We start from the raw sequence: 18,777 nt of genomic DNA on the forward strand, positions 1-18,777 counted from the left end.
TGAGTCTCTCTGCCAAATAAAACTGTTATGTTAATTTATGGAAGTTAGGTAAACAAATTACTTAGCTTCTTTTTTTAACATCGCATAAACAGTATTCATTATCAAGAAGACCCAAAACTTACAAAGGTTGAGTATGGTGACAATTATGAAAAAAGATTTATGAAACCTAAAAAATTGAAAGCTAACATCGAATATACAACACCACATGGACATGTGTATCGAACGGATCACAAAGGTCGTATTAAAGAAGTATATGCAGAAGACCTAACACCTCATGATGGCGGACGTAATCCATACGCGCAACGAACAGTTGGCAGAGAAGACCGATTACCAGATGATGACGGTGGTCATTTAATAGCGCGCGCATTCGGAGGTTCTAAAGATATAGACAACCTCGTGCCCCAAAGTAAATACATCAACCGACCATTTAAAGAGAATGGGCAATGGTATAAGATGGAGAAAGAATGGCGATCAACAATAGAAAAAGGTGGAACTATTAAAAATATAAAAATGGAAATTAGATATGACGATGTTAGTCATAGACCATTGAAGTTTGAAGTGTCTTATGAACAAGATGGAAAACTAATAGAAAAAATAATTGAAAATAGATAGGAGTTTAAATATGAACTTTGAAGATAAGCTTAATAATATTTATCAAGAAATTGCGAATAATGCCAATCAAATAATTCCAGATGAATGGAAGAATATCTTTATGGAAAGTGAAGTAACAGAGGACGGAGGTAGTGTATATTTCTTTTATACATTAAAAAAAGAGGAAGGTTTTTTTATTCTCATGATATTCCGATAAAATTTAACGTTTCAAAACGTATTTATAAAGACATTCTAAATGAATTATATGAATGCTTTAAGGAATTGAGAAAAGAATTTATAAAGAATAATCAAGAAGTATGGACTACATGTACATTTATTTTAAATGATGAAGGAAAAGCGGATATTTCATTTGGTTATATTAACTGGTTAGATAATGATTTTACGTTAGGAACTCGAATAGATTATTTTAAATACAAGTGTTTTGGTGAACTTCCAGAGCAACAACGATTAATAGACGAAGTAAAGCAATTAGAACAGTTCATTAAAGAACAAGAAGAGTAAAATGAATAGAAGATTGAAATAAATTACAGGGGTATTAATCAAAGACCTACAGAGTTTTAAGTAAAATATTGAGGAGTGAGAAAAATGGCATTTGAAGAAAACTTAAATAATATGTATCAAGAAATTGCGAATAAAATCAGTGATATGATTCCTGCGGAGTGGGAACAGGTATATACAAAGGCATATATAGATGAAGAAGGAGCAGAAGTATTTTTTAATTACACTACTCCTGGTAGTGCCGACTTACATTATTATACTGATATTCCTAAAGATTATAATGTTTCTGAAGAAATTTTTGACGAGTTATCAGATGGGCTTTATGATTTATTTGAAAGCCTTAGAGGGATCTTTAAAGAAAATAATCAAGAGCCATGGACATCATGTGAATTTGATTTCACTAATGAAGGTAAATTAAACGTGTCATTTGATTATATCGATTGGAAAAACTCAGAATTTGGGCCTTTAGCTAGAGAATATTATTATGAATATAAAAAATTTGGTATTCTACCTGAAAAAGAATATGCCATAAATAAAGTGAAAAAAGTAGAACAGTTCATTAAAGAACAAGAAGAAGAGTCATTCTTTTGATTACAAAGAATATCCAATTTTTTAATGAAAAGATGGCAATATATATTAAAAATGAGAATAATTAATAATATGTTATAGAAAGTTGAGGATTTATGAATATATCTAAAAAATGGTTGATAGTCATCACAATATTTATTAGCACTGTAATCATTATTATAGGTGTATAGTACTCAATGAAACTTAAAAAAATGAAATTAAAGAAAGCTTTTCAAAAACATTAAAAACTTAAACGATATTTTTAGTCGTCATACAATAAGAACGCCAACTACCACAATAAATCAATGATAGTTGGCTTTTTTGATATTTAACAATAGTAATTAAGACATGTTTCTCAATGATATTATGGCATGGGAGTAAGTTATGTTGCTTTATTTCATTCTATGATGATGTGACGTCGCTGTTAAAGAAGTCGAATAGGTTTTTAGGTTGATCTGTGTTATCGACATTGCCTTCTAAGAAGTCTGAACCTGGTCCGTATGCGTATGTGTTAACGTCTTCGCCAGTATGACCGTATGTTGTCCAACCTGTTCTTGATTTGTCGTTAATTGGTTTTTGGATAGCGTCTTGTAGTTTGCCTTGTTGTTTTTCGATTTTTGGATCGTCTTCGTTTTTGGCTTTATCTTTTACATCTTTTAATTTATCTGCTTCGTCTTTGATTTTATCTATTTGTTTAGACTTCACGTCAAAGCCATATCCGTTCTTGATGACTTTTTCTACATCTTCACCCTCTGCAATTTGTTCTGTCATATGTGCACCTGATTTGTTCATTTTATGAATAGCATCAGGATTCCATTTATATTCTTCCCCACTACCAATTGTCATACCACCAGTTGAATGGTCTGCCGTTGCGATAACTAAAGTATCATCACGATTTTCAGCGTATGACATTGCATTTTCAAATGCTTTGTTGAAACCGTCCATTTCTGACATGACACCTGTGACATCATTAGCGTGGGCTGTTTTATCGATTGAAGCACCTTCTATCATTAAGAAGAAGCCGTTATTATTTTTCTCAAGTTTATTTAATGCACTTTGTTGCATATCAGCTAACATTGGATTTTTCTTAGGTGCATCAATTTGTAGCGGCATGTTCTCTTCCGCAAATAAACCTAATACTTGGTCGCTTTTAGAATTAGCTAATTCATTTTTATTTGATACAACGTCATAACCGTCTTTTTTGAATTTTTTATCTAGGTTTCCATTTTCTTTACCAAAGTATTTAGAGCCACCACCAAGAAGTACATCTACTTTATGTTGGCCGTTGATTTTATCATTGTAAAATTGTTTAGCAATTTCATCTTTTTTATCACGGTCGTCAACATGTGCAGCATATGCAGCGGGTGTAGCGTCAGTAATTTCCGCAGTCGAAACTAATCCCGTAGACTTACCGCTTTCTTTTGCTTGTTCTAATACTGTTTTTTGAGCTTGTTTGTTATTATCTACACCGATAGCACCGTTAAATGTTTTCTTACCAGTACTAAGTGCTGTACCAGCAGCTGCTGAGTCAGTAATATTTTCTTTATCATCATCGTTATGTACGCGCATTGTTCCTTTAAGATAGTTGTCGAAAGCTGTTTTATCCATCTCTTTAGTTTTAGGATTATCAGCGTAGTAACGGTAGGCTGTATTAAATGATGGTCCCATGCCATCCCCAATTAAGAAGATTACATTCTTAGGATTTTTAGTATTACCCATGGCAATGGCTTCGCTATTGTTAGCATTTTGACTATCTGGTGCTTGACCACCTGCTGAAGCTAGTGTTGGATGACTTGTGCTAAATAAAGTCGTCGTTAAAATTGAACCTGCAATAGTCATCTTTCCCCATTTTGAATTTAAAAACATATAAACGTTCCTCCCAATATTATATATAATTGTTACATTAATAGGATAAAATAATTAAATTGATTTGAAGTAATTATTAAGTTAATGTTTTGTAAATTTATATTAAATTCCAGGAGTGTAAATATACATTTGTATTAATGCATCATTTTATATTTGATGATTTTATAAAGAATTTCAATCGTTATAAATATGATTAGACCAATAATATGGATTACTATCATTTAGTAAAGTATTGAAAATTAAACCTACCCAATTATTCGCGTTATCATTGGGTAAGCGTTATAATTCATTTGATTTAAATATAAATGTAGTTTGAGGTGTTTTATATCTCTTGCTTTAAGTAGGCTTTTTTTATGACTCAACCTAAACCAGTCATTGCTGTTGAAGAACATTTTGTTATAGAGGAGTTAGATTCTTTTAAAGATGAAGATCCTAATGGTCCACATGCGAAAGCGGTAGCACCTATCATGAACCGTTTGAAGAACTTAGGTGACAACCGTATTGCTGAAATGGATGAAGCGGGAGTGGCAAAGCAAATTGTGTCTCTAACTGCACCTGGCACACAACAATTAGAGAGAGATGAGGCAATCCAACTGTCTACTAAGGCAAATAATTTACTTGGTGAAGCAGTTCAAAAGCATCCTGAAAGACTTGCTGGATTCGCAACGCTACCCACCATTGAGCCAGAATTAGCCGCACAAGAATTAGAGCGTACTGTGAATGAATTTGGATTTAAAGGTGCGATTATAAATGGTCATACGTTAGGAGAATATTTAGACCATCCTAAATTTGAAATAATCTTTGAAAAGGCTGAACAATTAAATGTACCTATCTATTTACATCCAGCCATTCCGCCTGACAATGTAATCGATACGTATTACAAAGGTAATTATTCAAGTGATGTTGCAATGCAATTTGCTTCTGCTGGATGGGGTTGGCATATCGAAACAGCTATTCACTTAATTCGCATCGTGTTGAGTGGTACATTTGATAAGTATCCCGACTTAAAAATAGTGACAGGACATAATGGGGAAGGTGTATTATACGCACTTCAAAGATTGGATACTTTAATTCCACCACAATTGTCTCATCTAAAGAAAAAAGTCAGTGATTATCTTAAAGAGAATATTTATTATTCAATTTCTGGTTATACTTATGCACCACCATTTATGCAAATGTATGAACAAGTAGGTGCTGATCATATTTTATATTCTAGTGACTATCCATATGTTTCTATGAAAGATACATTAGATTTTGTTGATCAATTAGATATCAGTGAGGAAGATAAAGATAAGATTTTATACAAAAATGCACAGCAATTATTTAATTTATAGAGGAGTATGATATTAATGGATAATCAATTAGAACCACTTAATCCTAAAAAAGTAGCATTTATAGCTGTAGATTTACAGAAAGATTTACCGATGACGTATCATCCCTATCCATATGCTACAATCACTGAAAATGTGGGTAAATTAGCACGTGCATTTGAACAAGCAGGTGCATTGAATGTCTTTTTCAAAGTTGGTACTACAGATGGTAAGGATATGTTAAATCCGATTGCCGATAGAAGTATGGTGGCTAAAGGAGCTGCTGATATGGGTGACCGTCAAAAATTTGATCAGTTAACACCTGAATTAGATTGTATTAAGCACGCGCTCCGTATTACAAAACATCAATGGGGTAGCTTTTATGGTACGGAATTAGATTTACAATTAAGACGTCGTGGTATAGATACTATTGTCTTAAGTGGTGTTGCGACAGGCTTTGGTGTAGATACAACAGCTAGAGAAGCGTATCAACATGGGTATCATATTATTTTTGCTGAAGATGCGATGGGCGCATTGTCAGAACAAGAATATGAGTATGAAGTAAACTATATATTCCCATTCATGGGGCGTGTACGTAAAACAGACGATATTATTAACGCAGGTTGGTCAGAATAACGTCAGTCTAAAATAGAATAATAGAATCAAAAAAAAGTCATTTTTAGTTTTATAGCTAAAGATGGCTTTTATGTGTTTAGTGGAAAATGGCTATCGGGTAGTATGAATGAATAGATGATTCAAATACTAAGGAGAATGATTAATGAAACAAGCACAAGACTTAAAAAAGACATTATTTCAATTAGATGGTCAAAAGTACGGTGCTTATAAACGTATTAAAAATGTCTATGATTTTAATGACTTTCAATTAGCCATTGATCATATACAAGTGGATCCATATGCGCCCCCATCTAAAATAAGATTAATCATTGATAGAGATATTGTAGGGATACCAGATAAATATTTAGATTCTGAAGATAAGCGTGTAGCTGTTGCTGACTTTTTAACAAGAAATGTCGCACAAATATTGAAATCGTTACTTTCTAAATCAAAGGGACAACACAAACTATTGATCGATCGTTGCGGTCAAGAAATGTTGAAAAGAACATCAGTAGTAATTAACAACAATAATATAGAGGTGCGTCTTGAGGTAGGTCTTCCAGCTGCAGGACGCAAAATATTAGGCAAAGCTGCAGCAACAACACTGACCGAACTATTACCTCAACTTGTATCTCAAGCACTTAACTATCAACAAATTGATCAAGTATCGTTAAAACAACAGGTTGAATTAAAATTAAATCAAACTTATATTAGAGCGCAACTTGAGCAACAGGGACTTATCGCATTTGTAGCTAATGGTGCCATATTACCGAGGAAAAGTGGTATATCTGATGGACCAATGTCCAAAGCCAAATCATTTATAAGTCCTAAGTCATTTGAGACGACTATGCATGTGCCGTTTGGTGAAGCGGTGAAGGGTATGGGAATACCTAAAGGCATTACCCTTATTGTGGGTGGTGGCTATCATGGTAAGTCAACATTATTACAAGCGTTAGAGAGAGGTGTCTATGACCATATTGCAGGTGATGGACGAGAATATGTTATTACCAACGACAGTGCCATGAAGATTCGTGCAGAAGACGGTCGTAGTGTTGAAAAAGTGAATATACAGCCATTTATTGATCACTTACCAGGGAAAAAGGATACAAGTCAATTTTCAACGGATGATGCCAGTGGTAGTACATCACAAGCTACAAATGTCATGGAAGCACTTGAAGCACAATCAAAAGTAATGTTAATTGACGAAGATACCTCGGCTACGAATTTTATGATTCGTGATGGCCGTATGCAAAAGTTAATATCGCCCGAGAAAGAACCCATTACACCATTTTCAAATAAAGTGAAACCATTATATGATGACTATGATGTATCGACTATTTTAATTGTAGGTGGATCAGGCGATTACTTTGAAGTTGCTGATCAAGTACTGATGATGGATGAATATATACTCAAAGATGTCACTGAAGAAGCTAAGGCAATAGCGCATTCCACTGGATATGAACGAGATATGATTTCACAACAATCATTTGGTAACATCCCGTCAAGAGTACCACTTACGTCAAGTTTTACTAAAAAGGGTAAAGACGGTCGATTAAAAGCAAAAGGCCAACATGCAGTGATGTATGGTAAAGAAGCGATTGATATATCTGGGTTAGAACAATTAGTAGATGATAGTCAGACTAACTGTTTGGCAATGATGTTAGATTATTTGCAACGTCATAAGGTGAATAACGAGCAGACGATTGTAGAGATAGTCGATGCAGTTTATCAATTGATTGACGAACAAGGGTTAGAGGCGATGTCACATCATCAAGGTCATCCAGGTAATTTAGCTTTACCACGTAAACAAGAACTGATAGGTACGTTGAATCGCTATAGAGGGTTGCATGTGAAATGATATAAATGTAATGATGAATACAGGGATGAATGAAGTATTTTTAAATTTTAACGAAAGGACGGAATAACACGTTGAAATTTTTGAGTATTTTCTTTCCTGTTATTATTTATGTCATCATTTTAGCGTTGCAATATTTTTTATCTCGAACAGGTAGTAAAATATTAGGTTTAATTATGCCAGTTGTATTAGTTGTAGGTGTCTCATATGGTTATATGATGAATTATTTTGAATTAGGATTAATGCCTATCATCTTCTTAACAATTATGGGATTATTTATGTTATTAGGAGAATGGCAACGTGCACAACAAGCTAGAAAATCAAAAATGAAAGAATAATGAGATGCGCATGTATCTAGGAGAACGTGAAGTACTTAGATAACATGCGCATTAATGTATGATAGAAGTTATTTAATAAAAGGTTTGTTGTCATTATATTCTGCTTCAGTCATCAATCTACTTTTTCGTTGGATACCGTAATCTTCTTTGAAACAGTGCTCTCCTACTTTTAAATAGGGTACTACAGTTGCTCTGAATTTTACTTTTTTATAAAGAAGTGAAAAACCAATGTCATAATATTTTTGCCTCTCAAACAACCATATATGGTCAATCATAGCGCCATTAATTTGGACATCTTTTAATAAGATTTTGACATTGCGCAAATATGGAATATCGCGATTCAATTTGTTTTTATAGCCCACATATTCAACTCTACCAGTGACTACGACATTTTTATTACGAAATGGTCTTAATTGTTCCCTAATCATCTATGTTCCCCTTAAAATATCACTTATTAATGAAATAATATCACAAAATTATAAAAAGTGACTAAATATCATTTGGTATAAATAAAAAAGTAGTGCTATTGAAGTGATTTGTGCTATTGATTACATTTGATGTTGTAGGGAATATTAAATTAATTAAAAAAACCTTCATCGGATAAGTTGATGAAGGTCAGTGCGTTGTTATTTTCGAATTAAAGCTAGAATACCAGCAACTAAAATTAAAATACCTGATAAGATACCAAAGAAACCGATAAAGATGAAGTTTAAAAGGCCACCAATAACTAATAAAACACCCATTAAAACTCTTTTCTTATTGATGATACAACTTAAGATTAAAGTGATAATACATGTAAGGATGACAGCGACACCTAGTCCGAAAACTTGTCCGCTATCTGAAGCTTCAAATTCATTACCGATACTACCCACCATAATCGCAAATAATCCACCAAGCATACCGAAAATACTTCCCATAATACCTAGAATCATTTCCGCTACTCGGTTTGTTGGTCTTTCAAACTGATAATTATCCATTATGTCACCTCGTTATTTTTCATAACTTAAATATATACTATTAAACAAATTAAATAAATAGTTTTGTAACAATCTTTTAAATATTAAATACTTAATTTCAACAAAAACATTCAAATCACAAAAAGAAGTTGAACGCATTTTAATAATGTGTCCAACTTTATTTGAAAAACGATTCGTTTTAACTATGATTGTCTTTAAACGCTCTAACAAAATAATAAATACTAATACATGCGATAATAAGAAATGGAATAAATACAGATAAACTAAAACCATGGATAATATTCCAAACAATCATGACAATAGCTAATAAACAGACAATCACACACGCTAACATTTCAATTTTACGTAGCATGATGTATAACCTCCAATGTATTTAAAACATGGTATTGTAAATATATAATGATTCTAATAGTTTAATTATAAAGTAATTTATAATGTTGTTAAAATAATTAAATATGAAAGATTACTCATTAAAAAGTTATAAGGAAAAGGTAGGTCTTAATATGTCATATAACGCATTAATCGTTGAAGATGATATAGATATAGCACATATTTTATCTTTAACTCTTACAAAGATGACGGTACATACAACTATTAATTATTCAGGTCAAGAAGCGCTTCAAACATTAAAAAATAATCAGTTTGATTTAGTGATTTTAGATTTGATGTTACCAGAATTAAGTGGTGAAGAATTGCTCCCATATATAAAAGAAAATACATATAGCAAAGTTATAGTTATATCTGCTAAGACTGATGTAGAAGAAAAAGTAAAACTATTAGATTTAGGTGCAGATGATTATATGACTAAGCCATTCGATGCTAAAGAAGTAACAGCTCGTGTTTCAGTTCAACTGAGAAATTTAGATAACAAACCTCAAATGGAGCAACTTAAATGGAAAAATCTTACTTTGGACATTAGTAAGTATCAAATGTTCTATAAAGATACTGAAATTAATTTAACTAATTCAGAGTTCGAGATTATGAAGTTGTTAATGCAATATCCTGAGAAGGCATTTTCAAAGCAAAAGATTTATGAATCCATACAAGGTATTTATTTAGGTGATGACAATACCATCAATGTACATATATCTAATATTAGAAAGAAGATAGCGCTGCATACAACTGAAACATATATACAAACAGTGTGGGGGATTGGGTTTATGTTGATCTAAAATCTTTATGATTTCTTAATATTTTACTTAAAGGAACTTAAGGAATATTTCGTTATGTTAAGTGTAAGAATAGCGAAGGAGATGATTAAATGAATCCAGTCTTACAAACAAAGCAATTATCTAAAAAGTTTAAACATGACTATGGGTTACAACCTACCGATTTCAATCTTTATGAAGGAGAAATATGCGCGATTATCGGACGAAATGGCGCAGGTAAATCGACGTTATTTAAATTAATTGCGAATCAAATTCATCCTACGAGTGGTAGTATCAAATTGTTTGGAGAAGATGGCTATAATATTAATAATCAGGGGCGAAAAAGAGTGGGATTTATGATTGAAACACCAGAATTTATATCTAATTTTACTGCTTATCAAAATCTATACTATTTTAGTATTCAACGTGGTGTTACGAACAATGAAAAAATAGAAGAAGTATTAACGCTAGTGGGTTTGAAGAATGCCACTAAAAAGGTAAAGCAATATTCATTAGGAATGAAGCAAAGGCTTGGTATAGCTTTGGCTTTATTGACAGGGCCAGATATATTAGTACTAGATGAACCGATTAATGGATTAGATGCACAAGGTATTAAACGTTTTCGAGATTTAATTTTAAAATTAAACGAAGAAAATGGAATTACAATATTAATATCTAGCCATATTTTAAATGAACTACAACAGCTTGCGTATCGATTTGTATTCATTGAAAAGGGTGAAATTATTGAAGATATAAGCAAAGAACAAATGCTCAGTAAAGGGAAGCGTCAATTGATAATAAAAGTTGATAAACCTGAAAGCGCAGTAAGAATATTAGAAGAACATATTGAAAATATTAAATATAAAGTATTGCATAATAAAGAAATTGTTGTAGAACCACCCAATATAGAAAGTAGTGATATTAATCAGTTACTACTTAATAATAATATCGCAGTTGAAGAATTCAAGATTGAAACAACGAATTTGGAAGATTATTTCTTGAATAAGGGAGTGGAAAAATAGCATGATTAATTATATGAAAAGTGAGCTTTATAGAATATTTCATAGTAAAGGATTATATATATACTTAATTGTTTGTAATGTTCTAATGATACTTGCGGCACTCACATTATGTTATTTTGATAAAACGGAAAATAATTTTCCTTATGGTAATGCTAAGTTTTTCTATACTAATGTGATTACAGCTGGATTACTCATCTTGGTTATTGGTGCATCCATGAACATGTTAGTGAATAGTAAGCAAAACAAAGCTTTAAATAAAATTTCAATTTCTTTTGATACAGCAGTTTCATCAATTTATTGGGGCAAATTTATAGTTTATATCCTGAGTTTCTCAGTTTTATCTCTTATTAGTACTGCTGTAACAGTTATATTAGGTATCACATTATTTGATTTTGATCAAACAGCACTCACGAATTATTTAATAGCGTTAGTTAATATGGCCCCTATTGTATTTGGTGGTCTCGCTCTAGCCCATGCTATTAATAGTTTTAAAGCTAATCTTGCAATAGTTATCATTATTATTAGTATTTTTTACTATCAATCTGCAATGATATTACAAGTATTGACGATGATCAGTCATAAATTTGATGTTATTTATGATAATTCTCCAACAGAGCTATTTAATCAAAACTTTAAAGCATTTATGCAGGAGTCAAGTCAGTTTGGGATTCATTATTGGTTAATAGGTGTATTATTAGGATTGATGTTTTTAATGGTAGGTTATTTAATTTATAGAAATAAAGAGTTTATAGACTAATTTAAGGAAGTTATTAAATGATAATCAGTATGATATTAGCACTCATTCTTGTTGTTATAATTTATAAATATTTATTGTTGAAATATGATATGACTCAATTAACGAAACAATTAAAATATATAAAACATCATATTAATTCGAATCAAATTATTCGAACTAATACTCATCATAAACACTCAGTTAACCTGATTAATGAAATCAATGACGTGTTAAATGCAAAGAGAAAAGAAGTTGTGAAATATAAGCAACAGGAATTACTGTTAAATCAAGAGATTACCAATATATCTCATGATATTCGAACACCTTTAACAGCTATTAAAGGATATGCTAACTTAATGCAAGAGATTGAAACGATAGATGAAATCAATCGTTATGCTAAGGTGATTAATAGTAAAACAGATAACCTTATCAATATGGTGGATCTATTTCATGAAATGACTAAATTAAATTCAGGAGATTATGCTTTAAATATACAAGAAATTAATATTGATGAATGTTTAAAAGAACAATTTTTATCGTATTTCAACCAATTTGATAACAAGTCTATTAATGTATTATTTAATGAGGATGGTACGCACTTAGTCAAAGCTGATCGAGTATGTTTAGAACGGATTATCAATAATTTAATATCAAATATTCTTAAATATGGTAAGACATATGCGAAAATTAAAGTTTTCGATAACAAAGACAGGGTGCTTATTGAAATACAAAATGATACTGATGAACCATTAAGTGATGGTGATCAAACTAACTTATTCAAAAGATCTCAAACACTTGATGCCAGTAGACATAATGGTAGTACGGGATTAGGTTTATACATGGTTAAGCGATTAGTAGAAGTACAGAATGGTAGAATTACAGCTGCTTACCAAAATAATCAGTTCAATATATCTATTGAATTGCCAAGAGTAAATAGACAAAAATAATGATAAGATGTCAAAATAAATTAAAACCTGTTCTCAACAATGTCGTTGGGAACAGGTTTGTTATTGTTTAAATAATTTTTTCTTTATCCATGTATTCATGTACTTTGTTGATTTGTTCAAAAAATGAGCCATCAAATCTGTTATCGAAGAAAGCACTACCTATAGTGAAGGACCATGGTGACGCATTTTTAATAAGATCTAATTTATCGTAATTATCAATACTACCAGCTACGCATACAGGTCCGTTTACATTTTTAACAAACGTTGTAATTAATTCATCAGCATCACCAATATATCGATAACCTAATAAATCTATGCCATATACACCTTTGTTTAAATAGTCATTGGCTTCTTGTACCATATCATCAATGTCTCCCTCTAATAGGGAAGGTCTGCCACTAATTTTTCCAACGAATGGCATATATTTTAAATTATTTAATTTACAGAAATTATGAATAGAATCAAAATATGTTGTCCCCATTAAAATGTCGCAACCACATTCAGCTGCAATCTGCGCCCCTTGTAATCCCTTTTCTTCATCGTATTCTACAACTTCTAAAAATGTAGTCTTACCATATGATTTCATATAAGCATAAAGTTGTTTCATTTCGTCTTTAGGTATGCCTTGTTCTTTAAATCCCCAAAATTTAGCTTGTGAATATTTACATGATTCAAAAATATCTGATGCATTTTTTACTGTAAAATCATTATGAGTCAACATAACTGTAAGTTCGCTTCTATTCATTTTATTTCTCCCACCATTTATTTATTAACTATATTAATATTTGTTATTTTAATGTTAATTCTAGGAAATAAAAAGTATTATTTTTAATAAAAAACAATATTTACATATAATATTAGATTGACTTACAAAAGAGTGTCGATTATCATTTGTTGTGTTATTATTAAAATGTATTGCAATATAAAAATGAAATAATTATTAGTGAGGTTGAAAATATTGAATCTTTTATTTCCATCAGTATATTTAGATAGTGTTTATGCGATAGATTATGAAAAAGTTAAAGAATTGGGCTATAAAGCTATTATTTTTGACATAGACAGTACTTTAGTCCCTCATGGTGATGACACAACTGACCAAGTAGATGAATTATTTGCACACATTCACGATGTAGGATTAAAAACATTGTTATTATCTAACAATAGCGATGAACGAATTGCGCTTTTTAACAGAAATATTCAAACTTTATATATCCCTATGGCGAATAAACCTCACAAACCTAATTTTTTAAAAGCTATTGATATGTTAGGTGTTAATCGCTCTGAAGTTTTACTTGTTGGTGATCAAATATTTACAGATGTTTTAGGGGCAAATTTATGTGGCATTGACAATGTATTGGTTAAATTCTTAAAACATAAAGAAGATATCAATATAGGGAAAAAACGCCAAGTAGAAAAACTCATTTTACAAGTTTATACACTTTTATATAAAAAGAGAAAGCATAGACTATCAGATATAGTAGTAGGAGATTATAGAAAAATGGATAAAAAGAAAAAATTGTTCTGTGAAATTCATCCCGCTTTTTATGCGATTTCAGTACGCAAAGGTATATTGAAAAGACACGTTGATAATCTAAGACAAAAAACAAAGTTTGCTCGTACATTTAAAAAAGAACAATTGCCAAATGTGGTTCATAGTTATTCGACACACTTGATTAAAAAAGGTAAAGATATTGATCCTGAATTACAATACAATAAAGCATATAATATTCAACTAGCCTCTTCTAAAATGGATGGGATTACAATAAAACCCGGGGAAGAATTTTCATTTTGGAAGCTAGTGGGTAAGATTAATAAGAAAAATGGTTATAAAGATGGCAGAGTCATTATAAATAACAAAGTACAACCAGGTATGGGGGGGACTTTGTAATTTAGCCAATTCAATCAATTTACTTATACAACATAGTCCATTAGAAGTTACGGAATTACATACACATTCCGATGCTTTATCACCGGATCATGGCAAGCGAATACCATTCGGAACAGGCACGTCTATTACGTATAACTACATTGATTATCGTTTTAAAAATACAACGGATCAAACGGTTCAGATTAATTTATGGGTTGAAAACGAAACCTCTTATGCTGAGCTAAGAAGTGAAAAGCCGTTTCCAGTCAAATTCAATTTGATTGAAAGAGATCATCATTTTACTAAAGTAGATGGTAAATTTTATCGTAAGTCTAATATCTATAAAGAAACAATTGATAAGAAAACGAATAAAGTCATAAAAGAAGAGTTAGTATATAAGAACAATTCTGAAGTATTGTTTGATTATGATTTAATACCGAAAGATTTAGTAGTATAAATTAAACAAAATAAAACCTGTTCTCAACAGCGTCGTTGGGAACAGGTTTGTTATTGTTATTGAGCTTGCAACACACCGTCTTGCATGTGATAGACTTTGTCGCAGAATTGGGTTAATCGCTCGTCGTGGGTAACGATAATGCATGTTTTGTTTCGTTGCTTTGTTTGATGTTCTAAGATTTTCATAACGGCCATCGCGTTGTCTGTATCTAACGAAGCAGTGGGTTCATCGGCCAATATGATTGATGGGTTAGTATAGATTGCTTTGGCAATGGCAACACGTTGCTTTTGACCACCTGATATTTCACTAGGGAGTTGGTTCTCTATTTCGGTGAGGCCTAATTGATTAAGTAAATCTTTATATTCATCTTTATTGAGTACATCTTTTTTATACTTTTTAAGTAACTGAAATTGTTGTTTAACCGTTAAAAATGGTACTAAATTAGTGGATTGTAGAATAAATCCAATTTCTTGAATTCTAATACGGGCAAGGGCCTTTTGTTTTAATTGGGTAATATTTTGTTGATTAATCCATATGTCACCCGTAGTAGGTGTTTGTAATGCACCTGCCATTGTTAAAAAAGTGCTTTTCCCAGAACCAGATGGCCCTACAATGGCGATGAGTTCGCCTTGATTAAACGACAAATCAGTTGATTTAACAGCTTCTATCGTTTGGTTACCATCTTTAAATGATTTTGTGACAGCTTTAAATTGTAACATCTGCATACTCCTTTCTATCCAATTGCTTTCAATGGATCAATTTTTCTAATAGATAAGACTGAAAATAGACTTCCTAATAATGAAATAATGATGAGTACTACACCAAATATAAGTAGTGTAATCATATTAAACTGTATTGGAACAGCATCAGGCAGGATAGTGCTTGTTAATAATGTTAGTATCAGTCCAATTGCCGTACCAATCAGTGACAATATAAAGGTTTGTGCTAATACCATTTTAGCTAGATAGGTATTGGTGAAGCCTTGTGCTTTTAAGACGCCGAATAGATTTGTCTTTTGTAGCGTCATGACATATAAGAACACACCGATAACCGTTGCTGAAATCACAAATAGGAAAGAAATCATAAAGTTTAAAGTTAGATTTTGAGCTTTATAACCCGGTAAATTTTCAATAAATGCATTGATAGATACGCCTTCTAAATCACTATCGAGTTTATGATCTTTCCAATTTTTATCTTTCACGACAATGGCATTGGTTTTATCTTTTGATAGCGCTGGATTGATCTTTTCAATCGTTTTGTTATTAGAAAAAATCACTGGTGATGCATTGTACTTCGCACTTTCTGTAATACCTACGACCTTCAATTTTTCGTCTGATTGTGACAATGATAATGTATCGCCAACTTTAAATCCTTTATCTTTAAGGGTTTGGTCAATCACCACTTCATTAGTCTTTTTTACTTGATGCCCGTCAACTAATTTTGGCACTAAAAATGAATGAGATGTCACACCGAAGAGTAAGGCATTTTCTTCTTTTTGTTTATTAGAAACGATGACACCTTGTTGTTTCAATGGTGTTGCTTGTTTGAAGTCGTCTTTCACTTTGGATTGATCAAATACAGATTGTTCTACAGTTTGATTGGCATCCTTATTTAAAATAATAGCGTCAGCATGCCACTTTTCAAGGCCTTCTGTATTCATTTTGATTAACCCATTTGCCAGTCCAGATAATAAAAATAGTAAATAGCTGATGAGTACTAAAATCCCAATAATTAAACTGAACTTAAGTTTGTTTCTTTTTATTTCATTCCAGGCTAAGAACATTAGGTTGTATCCTCCTTTGTAAATAGATAAGGCCGTTGTATAGCTTATCGTGATTAGATTACTTTAAGATACCATTTTTTACGCTTATTTCATAAAATTTTGGTTGATTTAAAATAATAACAAAACATTGGTAATATTCATATAATTAGTTGAATGTCATATAACCTGTTATAATCAAAGCTCAAATAAGTTAACCTGAGGAGGTTAAATATGAATGAACAAGTCTTGGTCACAGGTGGTAGCGGGTTCTTAGGAATGCGTATCATTAGTGAACTATTAAAAGATGGCTATGAGGTACGTACGACGTTACGTTCTTTAGATAAAAAGAAACAAGTAATTAAAACATTAAATGATCATCACATAAAAACTGAAAAGTTATCATTTGTAGAAGCGGATTTATCAAAGGATGAACATTGGAATGAAGCGATGAAAGATTGTAAATATGTATTGAGTGTCGCTTCACCAGTATTCTTTGATATTCCAGAAGATGAAACGGAAGTCATTAGACCAGCGATTGAAGGTATTCAACGAATTTTGAGAGCAGCGGAGAAAGCGAATGTGAAACGTGTAGTGATGACGTCAAACTTTGGTGCTGTTGGTTTTAGTAATAAAGACCAATCTAGTATCACTACCGAAGAAAACTGGACAAACCAAGATGAACCGGGATTGTCAGCTTATGAAAAATCTAAGTTATTAGCAGAGAAGGCGGCATGGGACTTTGTTAAGAATAAGGATAATGATTTAGAATTTGCGACGATTAATCCTGTAGCAATGTTAGGCCCATCATTAGATAGCCACGTATCGGGAAGTTTTAATATTATTAAAAATTTAGTCGACGGGTCATTAAAACGTGTGCCTAATATCCCATTAAATGTAGTTGATGTCAGAGATGTGGCGCGTTTACACATTTTAGCGATGACTACACCTGAGGCCAATAACCAACGATTTATCGCCACGGCAGACGGACAAATTTCAATGCCAGAAATTGCCCAATTAATTAAACATCAACGTCCTGAATTAGCTACTCAAACATCTTCAAAGAAATTGCCTAATTTTGTATTAGGTTTAGGTGCGAAGTTTAATAAAGAGGCTAAAGAAGGTAAATTGTTACTTGATATGAATAGAAATGTAAGTAACGAACACGCTAAATCAATACTTGGTTGGCGCCCAATTGGAACACAAGAAGAGGCAATTCTAGAAGCGCTTGATAGTATGGCTAAATATAACTTGATTAAATAAATTAAAAAAGCAGTAGTAGGTCAGTGTTTAAAATGACTTACTACTGCTTTTATGTTGTATATCTATTTTCCTAATAATTTAACAACACGACGTTGTTGTTCTTTACCCGTTGGATCAGCCTGTGTTTTGAGTTCGGTAAATGCTTCAGACCAGTCTGATGTACGAGTACGAATAGGTGGTTCTTCCATTTCTAACGTATTAAGTATGACGATAGCGACTTCTTCAGAAGTTTGAGATGACCCCGCGCCATAATTCTCTTTCAGACCACCTAAGTATGAATCAAGTATTGGCTTGTAATCATCATCTTTAAGACCACCCGTAGACTGTAGTTGTGCCATCACATTATTTGTGAATTCTGATTGAATGCCACCTGGTTCGATGAGAGTGAATTTAATATTGAATTCTGGTTGAACGTAACTAGCCATCGCTTCCGTATAACCTTCTACACCGAATTTAGTTGCACAATAAATTTCGTTAAATGGTTGGCCTACAAGACCGCCAACAGAAGATATATTAATGATACGTCCGTCTCTTTGATTTCTCATATATGGTAAGACTGCTTTTGTCATACGAATGACGCCCATTAAGTTTAAATTCAATTGCCACATGATTTCATCATCTGATGCGAGTTCCGTTGTTTTAACAAAGCCAGCACCTGCGTTATTAATAAGGATATCAATACGACCTTCAGTATTGATAATGTCAGTAACGACTTGATTGATATGATCTAAATTTGTAACATCTAGTTGTTTGACTTCTAAGTCTATACCGTCTTGCTGTGATAATTGTATGAGTGCATCTTGCTTTTCTAAATGACGCATCGTTGCGTATACTTTATATCCATTTTTAGCCAGTAGTGAAGCAGTTTCTAAGCCTAAGCCTGTTGAAGACCCAGTAATTAATGCGATTTTTTTATTCATGAACGAATACCCCGATTATT

Annotated in this window: 19 protein-coding genes and 3 pseudogenes; 14 read left to right on the forward strand and 8 right to left on the reverse strand. The window is 32.1% G+C overall.

Features of this window, described 5'->3' with window-relative positions; all coding sequences use genetic code 11:
- Window positions 1-78: 78 nt before the first annotated feature.
- From ssp1_RS00835 to ssp1_RS00845, 3 genes and pseudogenes are all read left to right on the forward strand, one after another.
- A pseudogene (locus ssp1_RS00835) lies at window positions 79-612 on the forward strand (DNA/RNA non-specific endonuclease); the annotation flags it as partial.
- 10 nt (window positions 613-622) lie between these two features.
- A pseudogene (locus ssp1_RS00840) lies at window positions 623-1,113 on the forward strand (TIGR01741 family protein).
- 84 nt (window positions 1,114-1,197) lie between these two features.
- Entirely contained in the window at window positions 1,198-1,701 is a 504-nt protein-coding gene (locus ssp1_RS00845) for a TIGR01741 family protein (RefSeq protein ID WP_075778308.1), read from the forward strand.
- A gap of 378 nt (window positions 1,702-2,079) precedes the next feature.
- Here ssp1_RS00845 and ssp1_RS00850 read toward each other — a convergent pair whose 3' ends face one another.
- Window positions 2,080-3,543, reverse strand: a complete 1,464-nt coding sequence (locus tag ssp1_RS00850; RefSeq protein WP_075778307.1) for an alkaline phosphatase — start codon at window positions 3,541-3,543, stop codon at window positions 2,080-2,082.
- A gap of 353 nt (window positions 3,544-3,896) precedes the next feature.
- Here ssp1_RS00850 and ssp1_RS00855 point away from each other — a divergent pair, with 353 nt between their 5' ends.
- From ssp1_RS00855 to ssp1_RS00870, 4 genes are all read left to right on the forward strand, one after another.
- Entirely contained in the window at window positions 3,897-4,877 is a 981-nt protein-coding gene (locus ssp1_RS00855) for an amidohydrolase family protein (RefSeq protein ID WP_107536225.1), read from the forward strand.
- A 15-nt stretch (window positions 4,878-4,892) separates the two neighbouring features.
- A complete protein-coding gene (locus ssp1_RS00860; RefSeq protein WP_075778305.1) occupies window positions 4,893-5,489 on the forward strand; it encodes an isochorismatase family protein in 597 nt (198 codons plus the stop codon).
- 142 nt (window positions 5,490-5,631) lie between these two features.
- A complete protein-coding gene (locus tag ssp1_RS00865; protein ID WP_107536226.1) occupies window positions 5,632-7,326 on the forward strand; it encodes an ABC-ATPase domain-containing protein in 1,695 nt (564 codons plus the stop codon).
- A gap of 71 nt (window positions 7,327-7,397) precedes the next feature.
- Window positions 7,398-7,661, forward strand: coding sequence for a hypothetical protein (locus ssp1_RS00870; protein WP_075778304.1), 264 nt, complete (start codon window positions 7,398-7,400; stop codon window positions 7,659-7,661).
- 68 nt (window positions 7,662-7,729) lie between these two features.
- Here the strand turns inward: ssp1_RS00870 and ssp1_RS00875 are convergent, their stop codons facing one another.
- From ssp1_RS00875 to ssp1_RS11860, 3 genes are all read right to left on the reverse strand, one after another.
- Window positions 7,730-8,089, reverse strand: coding sequence for a hypothetical protein (locus ssp1_RS00875; RefSeq protein ID WP_047211278.1), 360 nt, complete (start codon window positions 8,087-8,089; stop codon window positions 7,730-7,732).
- Between the two features lie 198 nt (window positions 8,090-8,287).
- Entirely contained in the window at window positions 8,288-8,638 is a 351-nt protein-coding gene (locus ssp1_RS00880; protein ID WP_002451397.1) for a DUF4064 domain-containing protein, read from the reverse strand.
- 178 nt (window positions 8,639-8,816) lie between these two features.
- Complete coding sequence (locus ssp1_RS11860; RefSeq protein WP_002451396.1) at window positions 8,817-8,990, reverse strand: hypothetical protein; 174 nt, start codon at window positions 8,988-8,990, stop codon at window positions 8,817-8,819.
- A gap of 151 nt (window positions 8,991-9,141) precedes the next feature.
- On the opposite strand from ssp1_RS11860, the gene ssp1_RS00885 reads away from it, so the two are divergent.
- The 4 genes from ssp1_RS00885 (at window position 9,142) to ssp1_RS00900 (ending at window position 12,491) form a co-directional block, all read left to right on the forward strand.
- A complete protein-coding gene (locus ssp1_RS00885; protein WP_037552215.1) occupies window positions 9,142-9,810 on the forward strand; it encodes a response regulator transcription factor in 669 nt (222 codons plus the stop codon).
- A gap of 89 nt (window positions 9,811-9,899) precedes the next feature.
- Window positions 9,900-10,808 (forward strand): ABC transporter ATP-binding protein, encoded by a 909-nt coding sequence (locus tag ssp1_RS00890; protein WP_118828075.1) that lies wholly within the window; start codon window positions 9,900-9,902, stop codon window positions 10,806-10,808.
- Window position 10,809: 1 nt separating this feature from the next.
- A complete protein-coding gene (locus ssp1_RS00895; RefSeq protein WP_075778302.1) occupies window positions 10,810-11,565 on the forward strand; it encodes a hypothetical protein in 756 nt (251 codons plus the stop codon).
- Between the two features lie 17 nt (window positions 11,566-11,582).
- Window positions 11,583-12,491: a sensor histidine kinase gene (locus ssp1_RS00900; RefSeq protein ID WP_075778301.1), complete on the forward strand. Its 909-nt coding sequence runs from the start codon at window positions 11,583-11,585 to the stop codon at window positions 12,489-12,491.
- Window positions 12,492-12,558: 67 nt separating this feature from the next.
- Here ssp1_RS00900 and ssp1_RS00905 read toward each other — a convergent pair whose 3' ends face one another.
- Window positions 12,559-13,236 (reverse strand): hypothetical protein, encoded by a 678-nt coding sequence (locus tag ssp1_RS00905; protein ID WP_049423764.1) that lies wholly within the window; start codon window positions 13,234-13,236, stop codon window positions 12,559-12,561.
- A 198-nt stretch (window positions 13,237-13,434) separates the two neighbouring features.
- On the opposite strand from ssp1_RS00905, the pseudogene ssp1_RS00910 reads away from it, so the two are divergent.
- Both ssp1_RS00910 and ssp1_RS11985 read left to right on the forward strand, forming a co-directional pair.
- Window positions 13,435-14,539 (forward strand): annotated as a pseudogene (locus tag ssp1_RS00910) (YqeG family HAD IIIA-type phosphatase); the annotation flags it as partial.
- 96 nt (window positions 14,540-14,635) lie between these two features.
- Window positions 14,636-14,815, forward strand: a complete 180-nt coding sequence (locus ssp1_RS11985; RefSeq protein WP_227701718.1) for a hypothetical protein — start codon at window positions 14,636-14,638, stop codon at window positions 14,813-14,815.
- Between the two features lie 56 nt (window positions 14,816-14,871).
- Here the strand turns inward: ssp1_RS11985 and ssp1_RS00915 are convergent, their stop codons facing one another.
- Window positions 14,872-15,534: an ABC transporter ATP-binding protein gene (locus tag ssp1_RS00915; protein ID WP_002451391.1), complete on the reverse strand. Its 663-nt coding sequence runs from the start codon at window positions 15,532-15,534 to the stop codon at window positions 14,872-14,874.
- A 14-nt stretch (window positions 15,535-15,548) separates the two neighbouring features.
- Window positions 15,549-16,598 (reverse strand): ABC transporter permease, encoded by a 1,050-nt coding sequence (locus ssp1_RS00920; protein WP_075778299.1) that lies wholly within the window; start codon window positions 16,596-16,598, stop codon window positions 15,549-15,551.
- Window positions 16,599-16,808: 210 nt separating this feature from the next.
- Here ssp1_RS00920 and ssp1_RS00925 point away from each other — a divergent pair, with 210 nt between their 5' ends.
- A complete protein-coding gene (locus ssp1_RS00925; protein WP_075778298.1) occupies window positions 16,809-17,837 on the forward strand; it encodes an SDR family oxidoreductase in 1,029 nt (342 codons plus the stop codon).
- 62 nt (window positions 17,838-17,899) lie between these two features.
- Here ssp1_RS00925 and ssp1_RS00930 read toward each other — a convergent pair whose 3' ends face one another.
- The gene (locus ssp1_RS00930) at window positions 17,900-18,757 is read right to left on the reverse strand and encodes an SDR family oxidoreductase (RefSeq protein ID WP_075778297.1); all 858 of its coding nucleotides are present in this window, start codon (window positions 18,755-18,757) and stop codon (window positions 17,900-17,902) included.
- Between the last annotated feature and the right edge of the window lie 20 nt (window positions 18,758-18,777).

Origin of the sequence: Staphylococcus sp. M0911, assembly GCF_003491325.1 — a bacterium.
GTDB lineage: Bacteria > Bacillota > Bacilli > Staphylococcales > Staphylococcaceae > Staphylococcus > Staphylococcus warneri_A.